At 63.9% G+C, this 17131-nt stretch carries 15 protein-coding genes; 8 read left to right on the top strand and 7 right to left on the bottom strand.

What is annotated here, in order from left to right; genetic code table 11:
• Positions 1 to 15 precede the first annotated feature (15 nt).
• On the bottom strand, positions 16 to 2244 hold the full coding sequence (locus NJT13_RS06280; RefSeq protein WP_254524718.1) for a CDC48 family AAA ATPase: 2229 nt from the start codon (positions 2242 to 2244) through the stop codon (positions 16 to 18).
• A gap of 211 nt (positions 2245 to 2455) precedes the next feature.
• Here NJT13_RS06280 and larC point away from each other — a divergent pair, with 211 nt between their 5' ends.
• A complete protein-coding gene (gene larC, locus NJT13_RS06275; protein WP_254524717.1) occupies positions 2456 to 3808 on the top strand; it encodes a nickel pincer cofactor biosynthesis protein LarC in 1353 nt (450 codons plus the stop codon).
• A gap of 219 nt (positions 3809 to 4027) precedes the next feature.
• Here larC and NJT13_RS06270 read toward each other — a convergent pair whose 3' ends face one another.
• On the bottom strand, positions 4028 to 4801 hold the full coding sequence (locus tag NJT13_RS06270) for a hypothetical protein (protein ID WP_254524716.1): 774 nt from the start codon (positions 4799 to 4801) through the stop codon (positions 4028 to 4030).
• Between the two features lie 1001 nt (positions 4802 to 5802).
• Positions 5803 to 6162 carry a hypothetical protein gene (locus tag NJT13_RS06265; protein WP_254524715.1) on the bottom strand — a complete coding sequence of 120 codons (360 nt, stop codon included), beginning with the start codon at positions 6160 to 6162 and terminating at the stop codon, positions 5803 to 5805.
• A 754-nt stretch (positions 6163 to 6916) separates the two neighbouring features.
• Between NJT13_RS06265 and NJT13_RS06260 the strand changes: the two genes are divergently transcribed.
• The gene (locus NJT13_RS06260) at positions 6917 to 8404 is read left to right on the top strand and encodes a hypothetical protein (protein ID WP_254524714.1); all 1488 of its coding nucleotides are present in this window, start codon (positions 6917 to 6919) and stop codon (positions 8402 to 8404) included.
• Between the two features lie 243 nt (positions 8405 to 8647).
• On the opposite strand, the gene NJT13_RS06255 is transcribed toward NJT13_RS06260, so the two are convergent.
• Complete coding sequence (locus tag NJT13_RS06255) at positions 8648 to 9427, bottom strand: hypothetical protein (protein WP_254524713.1); 780 nt, start codon at positions 9425 to 9427, stop codon at positions 8648 to 8650.
• Positions 9428 to 9619: 192 nt separating this feature from the next.
• On the opposite strand from NJT13_RS06255, the gene panB reads away from it, so the two are divergent.
• Complete coding sequence (gene panB, locus NJT13_RS06250) at positions 9620 to 10432, top strand: 3-methyl-2-oxobutanoate hydroxymethyltransferase (protein WP_425499804.1); 813 nt, start codon at positions 9620 to 9622, stop codon at positions 10430 to 10432.
• A 198-nt stretch (positions 10433 to 10630) separates the two neighbouring features.
• On the opposite strand, the gene NJT13_RS06245 is transcribed toward panB, so the two are convergent.
• Positions 10631 to 10852, bottom strand: coding sequence for a hypothetical protein (locus NJT13_RS06245; protein ID WP_254524711.1), 222 nt, complete (start codon positions 10850 to 10852; stop codon positions 10631 to 10633).
• 186 nt (positions 10853 to 11038) lie between these two features.
• On the opposite strand from NJT13_RS06245, the gene radB reads away from it, so the two are divergent.
• On the top strand, positions 11039 to 11770 hold the full coding sequence (gene radB / locus NJT13_RS06240; RefSeq protein WP_254524710.1) for a DNA repair and recombination protein RadB: 732 nt from the start codon (positions 11039 to 11041) through the stop codon (positions 11768 to 11770).
• Positions 11771 to 11948: 178 nt separating this feature from the next.
• Here the strand turns inward: radB and NJT13_RS06235 are convergent, their stop codons facing one another.
• Positions 11949 to 13106: a CBS domain-containing protein gene (locus NJT13_RS06235; RefSeq protein ID WP_254524709.1), complete on the bottom strand. Its 1158-nt coding sequence runs from the start codon at positions 13104 to 13106 to the stop codon at positions 11949 to 11951.
• 106 nt (positions 13107 to 13212) lie between these two features.
• On the opposite strand from NJT13_RS06235, the gene NJT13_RS06230 reads away from it, so the two are divergent.
• The 4 genes from NJT13_RS06230 (at position 13213) to NJT13_RS06215 (ending at position 16259) form a co-directional block, all read left to right on the top strand.
• The gene (locus NJT13_RS06230) at positions 13213 to 13536 is read left to right on the top strand and encodes a lycopene cyclase domain-containing protein (RefSeq protein ID WP_254524708.1); all 324 of its coding nucleotides are present in this window, start codon (positions 13213 to 13215) and stop codon (positions 13534 to 13536) included.
• Positions 13537 to 13617: 81 nt separating this feature from the next.
• On the top strand, positions 13618 to 14367 hold the full coding sequence (locus NJT13_RS06225; protein ID WP_254524707.1) for a CAP domain-containing protein: 750 nt from the start codon (positions 13618 to 13620) through the stop codon (positions 14365 to 14367).
• 204 nt (positions 14368 to 14571) lie between these two features.
• The gene (locus tag NJT13_RS06220; RefSeq protein WP_254524706.1) at positions 14572 to 15354 is read left to right on the top strand and encodes a YihY/virulence factor BrkB family protein; all 783 of its coding nucleotides are present in this window, start codon (positions 14572 to 14574) and stop codon (positions 15352 to 15354) included.
• A gap of 176 nt (positions 15355 to 15530) precedes the next feature.
• Entirely contained in the window at positions 15531 to 16259 is a 729-nt protein-coding gene (locus tag NJT13_RS06215; RefSeq protein WP_340681186.1) for a hypothetical protein, read from the top strand.
• Here NJT13_RS06215 and NJT13_RS06210 read toward each other — a convergent pair.
• The gene (locus tag NJT13_RS06210) at positions 16217 to 16963 is read right to left on the bottom strand and encodes a hypothetical protein (RefSeq protein ID WP_254524705.1); all 747 of its coding nucleotides are present in this window, start codon (positions 16961 to 16963) and stop codon (positions 16217 to 16219) included. The genes NJT13_RS06215 and NJT13_RS06210 overlap by 43 nt on opposite strands.
• Positions 16964 to 17131: the final 168 nt, after the last annotated feature.

The following is a 17131-nucleotide window of genomic DNA, read 5'->3' as shown; positions in this document are numbered from 1 at the left end:
CGGGCAGGTCCGCGTCTACTGGAAGCCGATCCGACTGCCGCGACGGCCCGTCGGGGTCGGGCCGCTCGTGCCGCCCTGGAACTCCTCTTCGATCTGTTCGTAGTACTCCAGGATGTCGTCGGTGATCGTCGGACGGACGTTCTCCATGGCCTGTCGGAAGTGGCGCATCTCGACGACCTCCGCCTCCTGATCCTCACGGAGCGCTTCGATGGCGGCCTCGCGGGCGATCGACTCGAGGTCGCTGCCCACGTAGCCGTCGGTGATCTCGGCGATTTCCCGCAGGGTGACGTCCGCGGCGAGCGGCGTCTCCTGGGTGTGGATCTCGAGGATCCGTTCGCGGCCGTCGACGTCGGGTTCGCCGATCATGACCAGTCGGTCGAACCGACCGGAGCGCAACAGCGCGGGATCGATCATGTCCGGTCGGTTGGTCGCGCCGATGACCATCACGTTCTCCATCTCCTCTAACCCGTCGAGTTCGGTCAGAAGCTGGTTGACGACGCGTTCGGAGACGTTCGAACCGGTTTCTCCGCCTCGGCCCGGCGCGAGCGCGTCGAGTTCGTCGAAGAAGATGACCGTCGGGGAGACTTGCCGCGCCTTGCGGAAGGTCTGTCGGATGGCCTTCTCCGATTCGCCGACCCACTTCGAGAGCAGTTGCGGGCCGCGCACCGAGATGAAGTTGGCGTTAGTTTCGTTGGCGACGGCCTTCGCCATCAGCGTCTTCCCGGTCCCCGGCGGGCCGTAGAGCAGGACGCCCGCCGGCGGATCGATCCCGAGCCGTTCGAAGCGCTCGGGGCTCGAGAGCGGCCACTCGACGGACTCTTTCACCTGATCTTTCGCGTCGTGGAGGCCGCCAACGTCGTCCCAGGTTATCTTCGGGAGTTCGACGAGGACTTCCCGCATTGCCGAGGGTTCGACTTCGTTCAGCGCGCCGCGGAAATCCTCGCGCTTGACGATCATCCGGTCGATCAGGCTCGGCGGGATGTCCTCCTCGTCGAGGTCGATCTCGGGCAGGTAGCGTCGCAGCGCTTTCATCGCGGCTTCCTTGGTCAGGCTCTCGATGTCGGCACCGACGAAGCCGTGGGTCTCGTCGGCCAGGTGGCCGAGGTTGACGTCGTCGGAGAGGGGCATACCGCGGGTGTGGATCTGGAGGATCTCTTCCCGGCCGGTCTCGTCCGGCACGCCGATCTCGATTTCGCGGTCGAAGCGACCGGGGCGTCGGAGCGCGGGGTCGACGCTGTCGACGCGGTTGGTCGCCGCGATGACGATGACCTGCCCCCGCGACTCGAGGCCGTCCATCATCGTCAGTAACTGAGCGACGACGCGGCGTTCGACTTCGCCGGTGACGTCCTCTCGTTTCGGGGCGATGGAGTCGAGTTCGTCGATGAAGATGATCGAGGGCGACTCCTCGGTGGCGTCCTCGAAGATCTCCCTGAGTTGCTGTTCGGATTCGCCGTAGTACTTCGAGATGATCTCGGGGCCGGCGATAGAGAAGAAACTGGCGGAGGTCTCGTTGGCGACGGCTTTCGCGAGCAGCGTCTTCCCGGTGCCCGGCGGCCCGTGCAGGAGGACGCCCTGTGGCGGCTCGATACCGAGCTTCTTGAAGATCTGTGGGTGTTTCATCGGGAGTTCCACCATCTCCCGAACCCGCTGAATCTCGTTCTGGAGGCCGCCGATGTCCTCGTACGTGATTCCGCCGCCGGTCTTCTCGAAGCCGGAGATGGGTTCCTCGCGGAGTTCGACGTCGGTGTCTTCGGTGATGAGGACGACCCCTTCGGGTTCGGTCTCGACGGCGATCAGCGGAATCGCCTGCCCCGGGGACCGCATGAACGGATGGTTCGTCGAGGACATCACGGGGACGATGTCGCGGCCGACGACCGGGCGTTTGAGAATCTGGCGTTTGACCATGCCCGCCGCGTCGGAGCCGAACTGGACCGACGCCTCTTCCGGCGGCGCGAGGACGAGCGTGTCGGCTTTCGTCGCCTCCGCCTTGCGGATCGTGACCCGTTCTCCGATACCGACGTCGGCGTTCTGCCGGGTGAACCCGTCGATACGGACGGTATCCGTGTTCCAGTCCTGCCGGTCTGCGCGCCAGACCTTCGCGGCAGTCGTGTCTGCACCTTCGATTTCGATGATGTCGCCCGGACTGAGCTTCAGATGCAACAGCGTGTCCGGGTCGAGCCGGGCGATACCACGACCCGAGTCGTTCGGGTACGCCTTGGCAACCTCCAGTTGGACTTCGTTCATGATTTAGGGATGGACGGCGATGTCATTGGCTCCGATACGTGAGCGGATATGTTTTGTGTTAGCCCACATTCCTGTGCTAGTCGCTACCATAGATACTTGGGGCCGGATGCTACAAAGATGTACCGGACTCGGTGGGTTTTGGCCATATCGACATCCCCGTCTGGAGGCCCGGACAGGTGGTTTTTTGCGGCTTCCGCGCTCGAGGTTACGCATGCGAGTTCTGGCCTTCGACGGCCGCATGGGAGCCAGCGGCGACATGATCCTCGCCGCCCTCCTCGACGCCGGTGGCGACCCCGACGTCGTAGAGCCCGTCACCGACGCCCTCGAGGTGGAGTACCGAATCGACTCGACGACCAAGTGCGGAATCGCGGCGACGACGGTCGACGTCCTCCTCGCCGACGGTGAGGATGGCCACGACGGCCACGATCACGATCATAGCCACGACCACGACGATAACGGCCACGACGACCACGACCATCACGACGGCCACGACGATCACGACCATCACGACGGCCACGACGATCACGAGGGTGTCCACGCCGAGGGACACGGCCCACACCGCAGCTATCTCGAGGTCCGCGAGATCGTCACCGACATGGGCCTCGGGCCGGCGGTCGAACGCGACGCGCTGGCGATCTTCGAACTGCTCGGCCGGGCGGAAGCGCGCGTTCACGGCGAGGATATAGAGGACATCCACTTCCACGAGGTGGGGGCCGACGACGCCATCGCGGACGTGGTCGGCGCCGCGGCGCTGGTACACGACCTCGAGCCGGATCGGATCGTGACCACGCCGCTTTCGACCGGTGACGGGACGGTGTCGATGAGCCACGGCGAGTATCCGGTGCCGACGCCGGCGGTCGTCGAAATCGCGCGGGGTGCCGACTGGTCGCTGCGCGGCGGGCCGGTCGACGCGGAGTTGCTCACCCCGACGGGGGCGGCGATTCTGGGCCACTTCGCCGACGGCGTCGACTCGCTGCCGGCGCTCTCACTGGAGGGATCGGGCTACGGCGCAGGGGGCTACGACTTCGATCCACATCCGAACGTGCTCCGTGCGCTGGTCGGAACCAGCGAGGGGGGGCTCGTCGAAGACGACGTCGCCGTCCTCGAGACCAACCTCGACGACGCGACGCCGGAAGTGCTGGGCGGCCTGCAGGACACACTCGCTCGCGCGGGCGCGAAGGACACCGCCATCGTACCCGCGACGATGAAGAAGTCCCGACCGGGTCACCTCGTGAAGGTCGTCTGCGACCCCGAGGATCGCGAGCGCGTCGCCCGGACGTTGGCCGACGAGACCGGAACGCTCGGCGTCCGCGATGCGGGCGTCACGCACCGCTGGATCGCGAATCGCGAGTTCGAAACCGTCGTCCTCGAGATCGACGGCGCGGAGGGCGGCGACGAGTACGAGGTGACGGTGAAAATCGCGAGCGATACCGACGGCACCGTCTACGACGTCAGCGCCGAGTTCGACGACGCGAAAGCGGTCGCTCGAGAGACCGGGCTCCCGATTCGAACCGTGATGGAACGGGCGGAACGGCTCGTCCGGTCCGACGACGGGGCAGAGTGACCGCCATCGCGGTGAGAGTCACGTTCGACGGACGACGAGCGCCTCGAGCGCGACAGTACGGCCGCGCGGCTCCGCCGTCGACCTGCCCCGTCGATCCGTTCTCGGGACGCAGATCGCTCGTCGACTCCCGTTCAGTTGGCATCGAACGACCGGCTATCGGTCCGGGCTCGAGCGCCACGATAAAAAAAGCGATGTCGAATTCAGCCGAGAACGACGCGTTCAGCCGGCGAAGAGCGCGGTGACATCGCCGTTCCAGGCAGACGCGTCGACGTTCTGTGAGTTCGCGTTGTCCGCGTCGGCGTTCTGCTCGATAACCTGGTTGATCGTCTGATCGCCAGTGGTGCCGGTGAAACTGTCACCGTCGCCGGCGCCGTCACCGTTACCGTCGCCGTTGCCGTTACCGTCGCCGTTGGTCGGTTCACAGGCGGTCACTGTTCCGCTCAACTGGCCCTCGCTGATGTCGAACCGACACTGCTCGCCGTTCGATTGAACGATTGCGTAATCTAGCTGTGGACCGCCACCCTGGACACTCCACTCGGCTGCCGTCGGTTCGCCATCCTCGTTGAATGTGGTCGCTTGTAGATCGACAGCACCTTGCGACCCCTCGGTGGGGACGAACATTTGGCCAGTCCACCGGAATCTGACGAACAGATTATCGTTTTGGTAGAACTCGACGGTCTGAATGCCGTCGACGCTGTCAGTGCCATCGTTTCCATCACCATCGTCTCCATCATCGCCGTCAGTTATTTCGCCGATATCGATTCCGGTCGCCTCCTGATTGGCGACCTGAGCCGCGTTTTGCTCGATCGCGTTCGTCTGCGAGACGCCTTGCGACTGATCGATGTCGATATCTGCGAATCGGAGATCGTCAGAATCTCCGTAGTCCTTGTGATCGTCGTCTGTACCGCCCGCAGCTGCCGTCCCAGCGAGTCCGACGAACGCCGCGCTGGTGATGAGTGCGAGCGTCAGTAGTATCGTGATTGTCCGTCTCATAGTTTGGGTAGATCTCTGTGTTTTCCGGGTCTGCGCACACGTACACTATGGGAATTCGACGCTAACCGATCGGACACGGATCGGCGCAAACTATCGTGCCAGTTGCAACCCGTGTCACCACGAGCACCCATATCACTGTGGCGCATCTCCCAGTCGAAATCGTCCTCAGCCGCCCATATGAAGGCCAAATACCGTTCAGAGGGATATTCGCGCGCTACAACGGACGATATCGATTACTGTATTGAATTACGAAATGATGACATTAATCGCGAAATCTGGAACGGAAGTATAATATGGATATCAGTTCTACGGTTCTCCTTCAGTACGGATTACACACTGCTATCTCCTCCTAGAATTCCCGGCATCGACGTATGATGACGTTGATACCGTCTATTCGATTGCTACAGGGAAGTCACCGACGTATCGGCATCGAGTTCCGTTGGGTCGCCCGACGTCTGGGTTCAACCTTCCCGCGTCGGAAGGGAAGTCTCGACTCTGTCACGTCTCGGAGACGATGCGAACCGCAGGTAGTTCGACTCCCTTGGTTGCAAGCGCGACGGCCGCGCGAATTGGGGGTCCCCGACCTCGGGCCTCGAGATCGGCGGCGAGGGCTACGAAATTTGCGTCACGGCCGCGAGCGTCGACGAGGGTCGGTTGGGGGGTGCGACTGCGAGGACGTCGAAGCGTCGAGTGCGGATCGCAGTTCGAGCCGTCGTTCTCGAACCGAAGATGGACGGTCGTCCGCCGTCGGGAGTCTGTCTTCGATCGCGCGCCGCCGCGTGATGATCCTCTCGAGACGAGCGTGTCGACCTCTCGGTGTTTGGTTACCGCCCTTACACGTCGGTGTGACGGATCGAGCGGACGCAAAACGCAGTTTAGCGGTCTTACGCTATCGATTCGAGGTAACTGGGACCGATTTTTCGACCGTCGCTCGCGGTCGCTGGACATCCGAGTACGGCTGCAAGTCGCGCGAAAAATCGGAGGAAGTCACTTCGGTTGTGCTACCTCAAGAGCCACGGAATTTCGTTGTAGCTATCGTCGTTGAAGCTGTCTTCGATCTCGTTTTCGGCCTCGGCCTCACCGATCTGCGCGTTGGCGTTCGATTGCTCGTTCTCCTGTTCCGCCTCCGCCTCGACATCACCGCTGCCGACGCCGACGGCGACTGCTATCGCATCTTCTTGTACGTTGACGTTGTTCTGACTAACGTCCTGATCCTGCTCGACTATCGCGATAGCGCCCTGATTGACTTCGTCTCCGCCGTCATCATCTACAGCGGATGCGGAGACCGATCCTGCGAAGCCCGCGATGCACAGGCTCCCGATCAATGCGACCGCCAGCAGAGTTGTGATCGTGCGTTTCATTGTTAGGTAGTGTCGGGCAGTGCGCGTACCGACCACGTACAGGGGAATCTGCCATCGGAGAGGGCGCACCCCGAGTGACGGCGCAGTCACTCATCACGCGGGTTCGCTCGTCTCCCGGGCCCTGCTGTGGCGCGGTGCCCAGTCGTCGCTGTCGAGAGACGACCATTTGAACCCAAAATATGGTTTCAGGACGAACACGGTATTAGACCGGCCTACAAGACCGCTAATGGACACCACCGGACCGTTCATCATCGGTAGTCGGAAACTTGTCGTCGAAACGACGACCCTATCGTACGTGTCGCCGGCAGTTTCATCGGCCGATCCGCCCGTGCCGTCCCCGAAATATTCGATGTATGCTACGCGACAGGCGTCGACTGAACAGAAACGCGCTGATTCCATTTTCGAAACGGTCCTCGGAGTGGGCCGATCTGGGTCCGGAACGTCGCGTTTTCGCCTCGCAATTGCGCAGTTCCGCGTGAAACCGACCGAGGAAATCGATACGGCAACGCCGGTCGCGAGCCGACCGAAGGCGACGATTTCTCCGCATAAGCAGCGCCCTTCGGATCAATAGGCCGTCGCATACGGGATCCAACCTGTCGATAACAAAGTCACTCATACGGATACGATGGTTTGCGTCGTATAGATTGAGAAACGAAAGACCATCACGACACAAATCACGCGATCAATGACAAACGACACGACGAGACGGTCACGAACTACGACACTCATTATGACCTGTATGGTCGCCTTTGCCATGATAGGTGCCGGCGTTCCGGCAGCTACCGCAGGTGGCGACGGCGATCTCGAGAACGGAACGGTACACGCGCTCAACGACGGCGAAGAACTGTATCTGGTCTTCGGCGCGGACCTCGGCGACATGTCGCTCGAGGAGTACGTCGACCAGCACGCGGGCGATACGGCTGACTCCGCGTCCGAAGTCATCCAGTACCAGGACGTCGATCAGGTCAACATCAACGAACAGGGCTCCGCGGTGTCGATTTCGATCGACGGCGGTGACGCGACCGCGATTCAGGAGTCGAACCAGTACAACGACAACGTACAGAACGGCGAGGTCACGGCCGAGAACATCGACGTTCGAAGCGCCCAGACCCAGTTCGAGAACGTTGGGAACGTCAACATCATCATCGGTGACGGCGGCGACCAGCAGTTCGACGGCTGGGCGGTCAAGGACAAGAAGGGAGATAAGGAGACGATCACGCAGGAAGCCATCGCCTCCGTCGCGCAGTCCCAAGAGGTCGCGCAGGCGAACTACAACAACCAGAGTACCGCCTTCGCCCTCGCGGTCGACGACAGCGAGGCGACCGCGCTCCAGCAGTCCTACCAGCGCAACGAGAACTTGCAGGAAGGGCACGCGAACGCGTCCAACGTCTACCTCGGTGACGGTGAATTCGGTCACAAGAAGGACAAGTCGGGCGATTACTCGTCCGCCAGCCAGAGCGCCGAGGCGACGGTCACGCAGCAACAGGACGTCGAACAGGCGAACATCAACGAGCAGGACGGTGCCGTCGCCATCGCGGTCGGCGAGGGAAGCACCGCCACGGCGATTCAGTTCACCGACCAGAGCAACCTCAACGAACAAATCGCCAGCGCCAGCGCGTCGAACCTCCTGGCGTCCAGTCCCGGCATGAGCGTCGCGACCGCGGGCGACGTCAGCGGCGAGATCCTCTCGCAGAATGTCGAGCCGACCCAACCGGACAAGAAGGACAAGAAAGACGGCATCGAGCAGACCGCGACCGCCGGCGTGGCCCAGGAGCAGGGCGTCGAACAGCTGAACGTCAACCTGCAGAACAGCGCCCTGGCCATCGCACAGAACGATAGCGAAGCCACCGCTGTCCAACTCGCGTACCAGACGAACTACAACGCGCAGGTCGCATACGCCACCGCGCTCAACGTCTACGCGAGTCCGGGCTACGTCTCCGACGACGTTACCCGAACCTCGAGTACGACGGTGACCGTCGACGGCAACTCGGGGATGGAGAACCCCGGTATGTCGTACGACTACGCGTCCGAGGCGATGCAGACGAACGACGTCGATCAGCAGGCCAGTGCCGCGATCCAACAGGCCCAGTTCATCACCCAGCAGAACGTCAACGAGCAACACACCTCCGTCGCAGTCGCGGAAGACGGCGGGAGTGCGAGTAGCTCGCAGGTGACTCTGCAGGAGAACGAGAACGTGCAGTTCACGTCCGTCTCAGCGACGAACGCCTGGGTTGGCGCGTAACCCGATTCGTCACACGGTCGATTTTCGACCGACGTGACCGACGGTTTCCGTTTCTTTTTCGATTCCCCGTTCCCCTCGAGAGCGGCACATCTCGGTGTGTTGTCCCCCGAGCCCCGGTGGCGGTGACGACGCTGTCACTCGACTCTGGTTTGCGGAGCCGAAATCGCCGCCGTATCCAGTACATCGACTCGCGGCCGGCGGCGTCCGCTTCGGCGTCGGCGACCGGGATGGCACTCGAGACGACTACGACTCGCCGGAATCGTCCATGTCGGTCGACTCGGACGGCGAGCCGGTGCCGTCGTCACGGTGCTCGACGAGCGCTTCGTCGATGCTCAACTCGCCGGTAGCGACCCGGCGGGCCAGAACGTCGTCGATTGCCCGATTCCCGTCGCTCTGTTCGCGGGACCGATCTTTGATGACCTGAATCTCCCCCTCCGTCGGCTCTATCTCGCGCGCGTCGACGACCTCGCCCTCCCGGTGGGCGATGTTGACCGCGGCTAACACGTCGCCCATCCCGCGCGATCCGGTACCGAGGTAGGGTGTCGTCCCCGTTTCGTCGACGAGTTCGACCCGAACGTCCCCGAGGTCGGTGATCAGTCTCGCGCCCTCGAGGCGGGAGCCGTCGCCGATCCGGACGACCGGAGATGGCGCTTCGGCGACTTCGCGCTGGACGACGTCGACCGCATCGCCGAGGGGGACCTGGAAGGCGGCGACGATCGTCTCGCCGGAGAGAACGGCGATCCCGGGTTTCTGACCCGGATCGACGCCGATGATCGTTCGGCCACCGCCGCCACGAATCGTCGCCATGGCTTGATCGACCGCGCGTCGGGGGTCGTCGGGATCCGCGACGATCGTCGTCACGCCTGGGAAGGAGTCGGCGTCGTCGGTTCCGGTGACGACGACGGTCGTCCGTTCGGGCAGTTCCTCGTCCGGCTCGACGGTCGTAAACGCCGTCCCGCGGTCGCGGAGCTCGTTGACGACGCCGTGGTACACTTCGAAATCGGACGTGGCGACGACGATCACGGTACGAGCTTCGCCCTGGCGACGAATAAACGTACGCGAACGCCGTTTCGATCCTCGGAGTTCGTCACGCCTCGATCGGTCGGATCGTGCCGATCGAGGCCCGGTACCCGTCAGTCTCTCACCGAGACGGTGAGTCGTTTCATCACTTTGAATTGGTCCCGGCCCCGGCATCTACGCATGGCACGCAATACCATTCCCGAACTCCACGAGAAATATCGCGACGGGGAGCCGCTTTCGATGCTGACCGCGTACGACGCGCCGATCGCCCGTCAGGTCGATCGCGGCGGTGTCGATATGATTCTCGTCGGCGACACGGCCGGCGATAATCACCTGGGGTACGACGATACGATTCCGGTCACGATGGACGAGGCGCTGTCGAACACTGCGGCGGTCGACCGCGCGGTGGAGGACGCGATGGTCGTCGCCGACATGCCGTTCGGGAGTTACGGCCAGTCGATGGAAACCTCGGTGGACAACGCGGTACGGTTTCTGAAGGAGGCGGGCGCCGACGCGGTCAAACTCGAGACGGCACCCCACGGCGAGACGACGATCGAGATCATCGACCGGTTGACCGAACTCGGGATTCCCGTGCAAGGACACGTCGGGCTGACGCCACAGCGGATGAACCAGATCGGTGGCGGGTACATTCAGGGGCGGAATCACTCGAGTTCCGCGGCCGTGGACGCGCTCGTCGAAACCGCCGAGCGTCTCGAGGCCGCCGGCGCGTTCGCGGTCGTTCTCGAGACGGTGACGGAGGAAACCGGCAAGGCGGTCACCGAGGCGGTGGACGTTCCGACCATCGGTATCGGCGCCGGGCGATACGTCGACGGGCAGGTGCTCGTCATCACCGACATGCTGGGACTCGGCGGCGAATCGTTCACCCTCTCGAAGCAGTACGCCGACCTCGACTCGATAATCAGTGACGCCGTCGAGACGTACGTTTCCGAGGTCGACGACGGCGCGTTCCCCGCCGAAGAAAACGTCTACGATCCGCTCGAGGAGTGAGCGCACATCCTGCAACGCGTACCCGTTTCGCGACCGGTTTCGAACCGCACGACGACCGACGGGTACCGGCGGATCAGCAGGGTTCGCGCAGGAATGAATCGGGTCCTGTCGGGTGTGCAATGGCGCGATCCGCAGACGCACGAGGATCGAACGGGCGTAAATCGCCGCCGCTCGAAGGGACGGAAATGGACCGAACGACTAGTCGTACGGGGTTCCGAGGAGGAAGGTGAGGACGATTCCTCCGATCAGGACCAGCGGGACGAGCGGGAACAACCGGACCGGATCCGGGCTACAGTAGGTGTCGAGAATCATGTACACCCATCCGATAAAAGCGATGGGGAGCAACACACCCAGGACCAGTTGAACGGTGGTGAGCAGGTCGAACAGGATCCCCTTCAATTTTGGCTGGCTCGCAGACATATCGGTCGGAACACGCCAGCCAATGATAAGAGTTATCGCGGTTCACGGACGGGTGCGAAAAAATCGTCGTCAATCGATTCGGAAACGGAAACGGATGGTACTATCGTCCGTACTCGAGAAGAACGACGGCGCACTCGCCCGCAGCCGTTCCGGGGCCTTTTTGCGCGTTCCCTGCCAACTCGAACCGTGACAGACGAGGCGATTCCGACCGGCTGTAGCCCGGTCGACGAGTTACTCGGCGGAGGGTTCGAACGCGGGACCGTCACGCAGTTGTACGGCCCGCCGGCCGCCGGCAAGACGAATATCGCGCTGTCGGCGGCCGTTCGAACGGCGGTCGACGACGGCACCGTCGTCTACATCGACACGGAGGGCGTCTCGGTCGACCGCTTCCAGCAACTGCTCGATGCTGCGGTCGACGACGGGCCGTCGGCGGAGCCCGACGGCGAAACCGTCGAGGCCGTCGCCTCGAGAATCGTCATCGAGGACGCGCTGGATTTCGAGGAGCAAGCCGAGGCGGTCCGCGACGCCGAGGAGTTCGCCGACCGTGCGGATCTGATCGTTCTCGACAGCGCGACCGGGTTCTACCGGCTCGAGCGGACGGCCGACGGCGACGACGGCGAGGCGCTGCGCAGCGTCACGCGGCAGGTGACCCACCTGCTCTCGCTGGCCCGCAAGCACGATCTGGCCGTCGTTCTGACGAACCAGGTCTTCGCGGACCCGGAATCGGATCGCACACGGGGGCTCGGCGGAAACACGCTGGAACACTGGACCGGGACGATCGTCCGCCTCGATCGCTTTCGCGGCGGGAATCGACGTGCAACGCTCGAAAAACACCGATCGAAGCCCGCCGGTGAATCGGTCCAGTTCCGGATCACCGAGACCGGACTCGACGGCGATGACACGGCGGCCCGCTCCTGATACCGGGTTTCGACCGCCGATGGCCCTGATACCGGCTTGTAACCGTCGATCGACGATTGCGGATCGGCGGGGCCGTGACCGGGGGTTCCGTCGCGTGGGTCTCGCCGGGACGGTGCGCAGGACTCCGTCATCCCGCCGAAAACGGGACCGTCCCGGTACTCGAGGACGAAACGCGGCGTTACAGTTCGTTCAGTTTCCGCAGGAGCTGTCCGCGGTACTCCTCGTCGCTGGTGACGCCTTTGAGTTCGAGGACGTTGCGCTCGAGTTTGTCCAGTGCGACGCGGAACGAGTTCTCCGCGCCGTACCCCTCGCCGGTGCCGGCGACCTGGCCCTTGTTGGTCCGCAGGCGGATCTGACACAGGACCAGCGGCGTGCCGCGAAGCTTCTCGTCGTGTTCGTGGAAGCGGACGTGGGCGTGCATCACCTGCATATCGGCGTACTTGTCCGCGACTTCCTCGACGCTTTGGACGATCGATTCTCGAGTGATCGTATCGAGCATCGAGACGTTCGTGATCTGGACGTCCATGTGTTGCTCTTCGGTGAACGTCAGCGCCCGGAGGACGTCCGTTTTCGTGATGACGCCGTCGACGACCCGATCGTCGTCGTCGGGCGTGACCATCAGCCCCGCGTAATCGTCCGTGAGCATCGCTTCGACGGCCTCCTTGGCGGTGGCGTCGAGCGTCGTCGTCTCGACGGGACTGGTCATAATGTCGTAGACGGGAACGTCGAGCATCCGCTGTGTGTCGCCGACCCGGTCGCCGGTCGTCGTCGAGGTGCTCTTCCGGATGACGAAGTCGGCGATGTCGTGGGTCGTGACGACGCCGGAGAGGTAGCCGTTCTCGTTCATGACCGGCAGTCGAGAGATGCCGTGTTCGCGCAGGAGATTGATCGCCTTGCCGATCCCGTCGTCCTCGTCTATGGTGACCGGATCCGTCGTGTAGATGTCCTCGACGGTGAGCGCATCGAGATTTTCGAGGATCGCCTCGAGGATCGCGTCGTCGGTGATGACACCCCAGAGCTGGCCGTTCTCGAAGACGGGCGCGACCTTCGCGTTGCTTTCGACGAGCACGCGCGCAGTCTCCCGGACGTCCTCCTCACGGGCGACCTTCGGTGCCGGTGCGTTTCGGCTGGGTTTGGTGAGCGCAGCCACCTTGGCGTCGTCCTCGACGTGAGACTGGAGGACCTCCCGCTCGCTGATGACGCCCTCGTACTCTCCATCGTTGGTGACGATGATCCCCTTGGGGTTTCCGTCTTCGAACATGGATCGAATTTTCCCCATTCGCGTGCCGACGTCGACTTCGATAAACTCCGTGGTGGCGATATCAGCGATATTCATCTTTCCGGGCGAACGTACTGCCGCCGAGGTATTTAACATACTGCCCATTTTATCCGGGTGGCTCCAGGCGGGGGGTTTTTGACCGTGGCGTTGAAGCGGACTCGCGATGTACGATATCAGCATCTTCGGTCGATACACGTACCTCGTGACCGAGATCGTGTGGGGAACCGTCGCCGCCGTCCTCCTGGGCCGAGCGAACGCCCTCCGGAAGGCAGCAGTCACCATCGTTGCACTGTACCCGATCGCCTACGCCTGGGACCGCTACACCCTTTCGGTCGGCGTCTTCGATATCAAACTCAGAACGGGCATCGACGTCGCCGGCATCCCGCTCGAGGAACACGTGTTCATGGCCGTCGTCCCGGGACTCGTCATCGGTATCCACGAGACGATTTTCGGTGACGACCCCGATCGCGCGACCGCACCGAGGTAACTGACGAATCACGAACACCTCTCTTTCAGAGACTGTAACCGGTCGCACCTATCTTGTACTGACGGTCCGACAGTCGACTCGATGCGGGGCCAGCGGTCCGGGAGCGGGAAGTCAGAGACGATTACAGGCGGGAGTCCCGACCGTGCGCTGCTCCGGGGCCTGGTGAACTTCCTCTTCGCCGTCGTCCTCGTCTGCTCGCTCGCGATCGGGGCCGCGCTGTTCGCGCCCCAGCTCATCGATGGGGTCGGCTTCGAGCAGCCGCCGGCACCCAGCGCCGATCCGCCGCCGGCCGGCGAGCGCGATCCCGCGGTGACCGATCCCGACGATCCCGACAACTCGAGCTACGAAACCGACGTCGAGGTGATCAGGTCCGCGACCGTGGAGGATTTCGTCCACGCGGAAGTCAACGATCGCCGGGCCCGACACGGCCTGGAGCCGCTCGAGTGGGACGGGACGGTCGCGTCCGTCGCGCGCGCTCACAGCTCCGATATGGCTCGTCGCGATTACTTCAGCCACACGAATCCGGAGGGCGAAGGCCCGTACGCCCGGTTTCGTGACGTCGACGGATACTGTCAGGGATACGGCGAAAATATCGCCAAGACCTGGATCGACCGACGGATGAGACGACCCGGCGGCGACGGCGTCGTTCGGCACCGAACGGCCGAGGGACTCGCGACCGGGCTGGTCAACCAGTGGATGAACTCCACGGAGCATCGGCAGGCCATTCTCGAGGAGGGCGACGTGCCCGGGTGGGACCGGGCCGGCGTCGGCGTCTATATCACCGACGATGGGGCCGTTTACGCGGGGCAGAACTTCTGTCACGAGTGGTGAGCGGCTTTGAGACGAACGACGTGGAGGTCGGTTACGAACGGTTGGAGTCCGTCACGAACGATATGGGCCCGTCACGAGCGAAGATCGACCGGGGACCGTTCAGATACGCGAAATGATAGGTACGACGAAAACGACCGTACTGGGCCAGATGCAGTAACTGCGAACGACTTACAGGTTCATGGTCTCGAGAACCGTACGTTCGGTATGACCATCCCGGAGACGGTCACCGCGATCTATCGGACGTCGCGAGACCGTGATCTGACTTTTCTCGCGGCCGGATTCGCGTACTACGCGTTCGTTTCGCTGATCCCGCTGGTCCTGCTCGCGCTCGTGGTCGGGTCGCTGATCGGCGGTGAACAGGCCGCCCAACAGTTGATCACGGTCGCCGGCGACTATCTCCCGGCGGCGGGCGAAGAGTTAGTCAGGGAGGCGTTGACTACCGAGTCGGGTCGCACGGAAGCCACCGCCATCGCGCTCGCCGTCGCTGCCTGGGGCGCGCTCAAGGTTTTTCGCGGGTTGAGCCTCGCGTTCGACATTGTCTACGACGAAGTGTCCGAGGACTCGCTCGCCGACCAGATTCGGGACGGACTCACCGTGATCGTCGCCGGCGCTGGCGCGATCGGTCTGATGATCGGGATCGGCGCGTTGCTCGCGATCGTCGCCGACACCCTCCCGTTCGTCGGTGCCCTGAGCTGGCTCTCGCTGTTGCTCGGACTCGTACTCGTCTTCCTGCCGGTATACTACGTCCTGCCGCCCGTTCCGGTCGAACTGATCGAAATCGTTCCGGGCGCGATCTTCGCCGCCGTCGGCTGGACGATTCTGCAGTTCGGATTCCAGATCTACGCCGCAAACGCCGGGCGGTACGCGGCCTACGGCGCCGTCGGTGCCGTGCTCCTGTTCGTCACCTGGCTCTACTTCGCGGGAATCATCATCCTCCTCGGAGCCATCCTGAACGTCGTTCGAGCACGTCCACGACTCGCGGAATAGCGTCGGTCCGCCGACCGTGACGTATCGCCCGTCGGTCGGCGATGGCAGGGCGCGAATCGTCCGAGACAGAAATACTCCCACTCCGCGTACCCGGTCTCACCCCCGGCTCACGAACGGATCGCCCAACAGTTCGAACAGGGGAACGGTTATGCCCCCGGCAGCGACAGATCCCCTCCATGAGCGACGAGCGACCATCTTCTTTCGGGTCCGACGAGGGGGGCGCGGACGACGCCGTCACGAGCGCGGGTCTCGAACCCGGCGGCGGTCCCCAGCGCGTCGTCTCCGAGCGGACCGTAGACGACATTCTGGATTCGCTCGACGAATCGGAATCGACGTCGGTGACCGTGACCGACGAAGACGACGCGGCCGATAGCGACCCGGCAGCACCCGACGAAGCCGACGAAGACGACGACCGTACCGCGTCCGACTCCCGGAGTGAACCCGCCGACGAAACTCGATCTCCGGCAGTCGACGACGCGACCGGGGCCGACTCGTCGGCGAGGGATTCCGCGTCGATCGACGCAGCCGCGTCGTCGCTCTCGGCCGATCCGCCTGAAGCCTCGCTCGAGGACCTGGCCGCCCGCGTCGAAGACGGAACCGTCACCGGCGCGGACGTCCGTGCGGCCGAAGCCGGCGAGGGCCGCGAGTCGACTCGATCGATCGCGATGCGGGCAGTGAATCGAGCGGGTCCGAAGACGACGGTTCGGGGCTGCTCGGACGGCTCAAACGGTTCTTCTCCCGATAGCACGTACGCCGGTGCTGGTCGGTCCCGCTGTCGGTCGTCGCCCGACGAGCCGCCGAGCGGGATCGAAGCCGACCGCGCGACTCGAGATCGCGGATCCGACGCGCTCCGCGGCCGATGTCACGCCTCGAGACGTTTCCGGCGGCGGATCGCCGCCACGTGAAACTCGGTCGCGCCGGCGACGAAGAGGACGCCGCCGACGCTCGCGAGCAAGATGGTGACGATCGGCGGGGAGAGGCCCCCCACGAGGGTGGCGCCGACGACGGCCCCGGCGACGAAACCGACCTGGACGGCGACGACGCTCGCGATCCCCCAACTCCGGCTGACGGGCGCGTAGAGCCCGCCGACGGCGACCGTCTCGGCGATCGCGTGCACCGTCAGCAGGGCGAGGGCGAACAGGCCGATCGAGGCGTTCGTCGCGTAGATGCTCGCGACGAGGATTCCCTCGACCACGCGGTGAGTCAGGACGGCGCCGAGCGCCGCGTCCGCACAACCGGCGTGCGGTGAGACGCCGCGTGTGCGGCCCGCCAACGCGAGCGCGGCGCCGAACGCTCCGCCACCGACCGCCGGGATCCACCCTTGCGTGAGGGCCGTCGTGAACGCGGCGACCCCCAATACGATCACCAGTACCACCACTTCGGGTCCCGTCGCGCCGTGGTGATCCGCGACGGCGGAGGACGTCCGATAGTGTGAGACCGAGCCGAGTCCGAAAGCGACACCGAGCAGCGCCGAGGCTCCGATCGCCACGACGAACGGAACCCCCGGAATCTGACTTCCCGCGTGCGTCTCGACGCCGTGGGCACTGACGATGCTGGGCCACAGCGAGAGCGCCACGAGCGCGGCCGCGACCGTTCGATTCACCCGCATCGTCTCTCACCGACTCCAGCGGCAGTCGTCCGTTTCATCCGTGTTCTTTTTCCGTCGTCTCACCGCAGTCGGTCTCGGTTCGTCCCCCGGCGTTCCACCGGCTGTCGTCGGTTACGGGCGAAACGAGACGTCCGCCGTCGGTCGACGCCGTCTCGAGGCCAGCGTTCG

Origin of the sequence: Natrinema caseinilyticum (assembly GCF_024227435.1) — an archaeon.
Classification (GTDB): Archaea; Halobacteriota; Halobacteria; order Halobacteriales; family Natrialbaceae; genus Natrinema; species Natrinema caseinilyticum.
The sequence above is the reverse complement of the archived record's forward strand: the minus strand, read 5'-3'. Positions and strand labels throughout refer to the sequence as shown.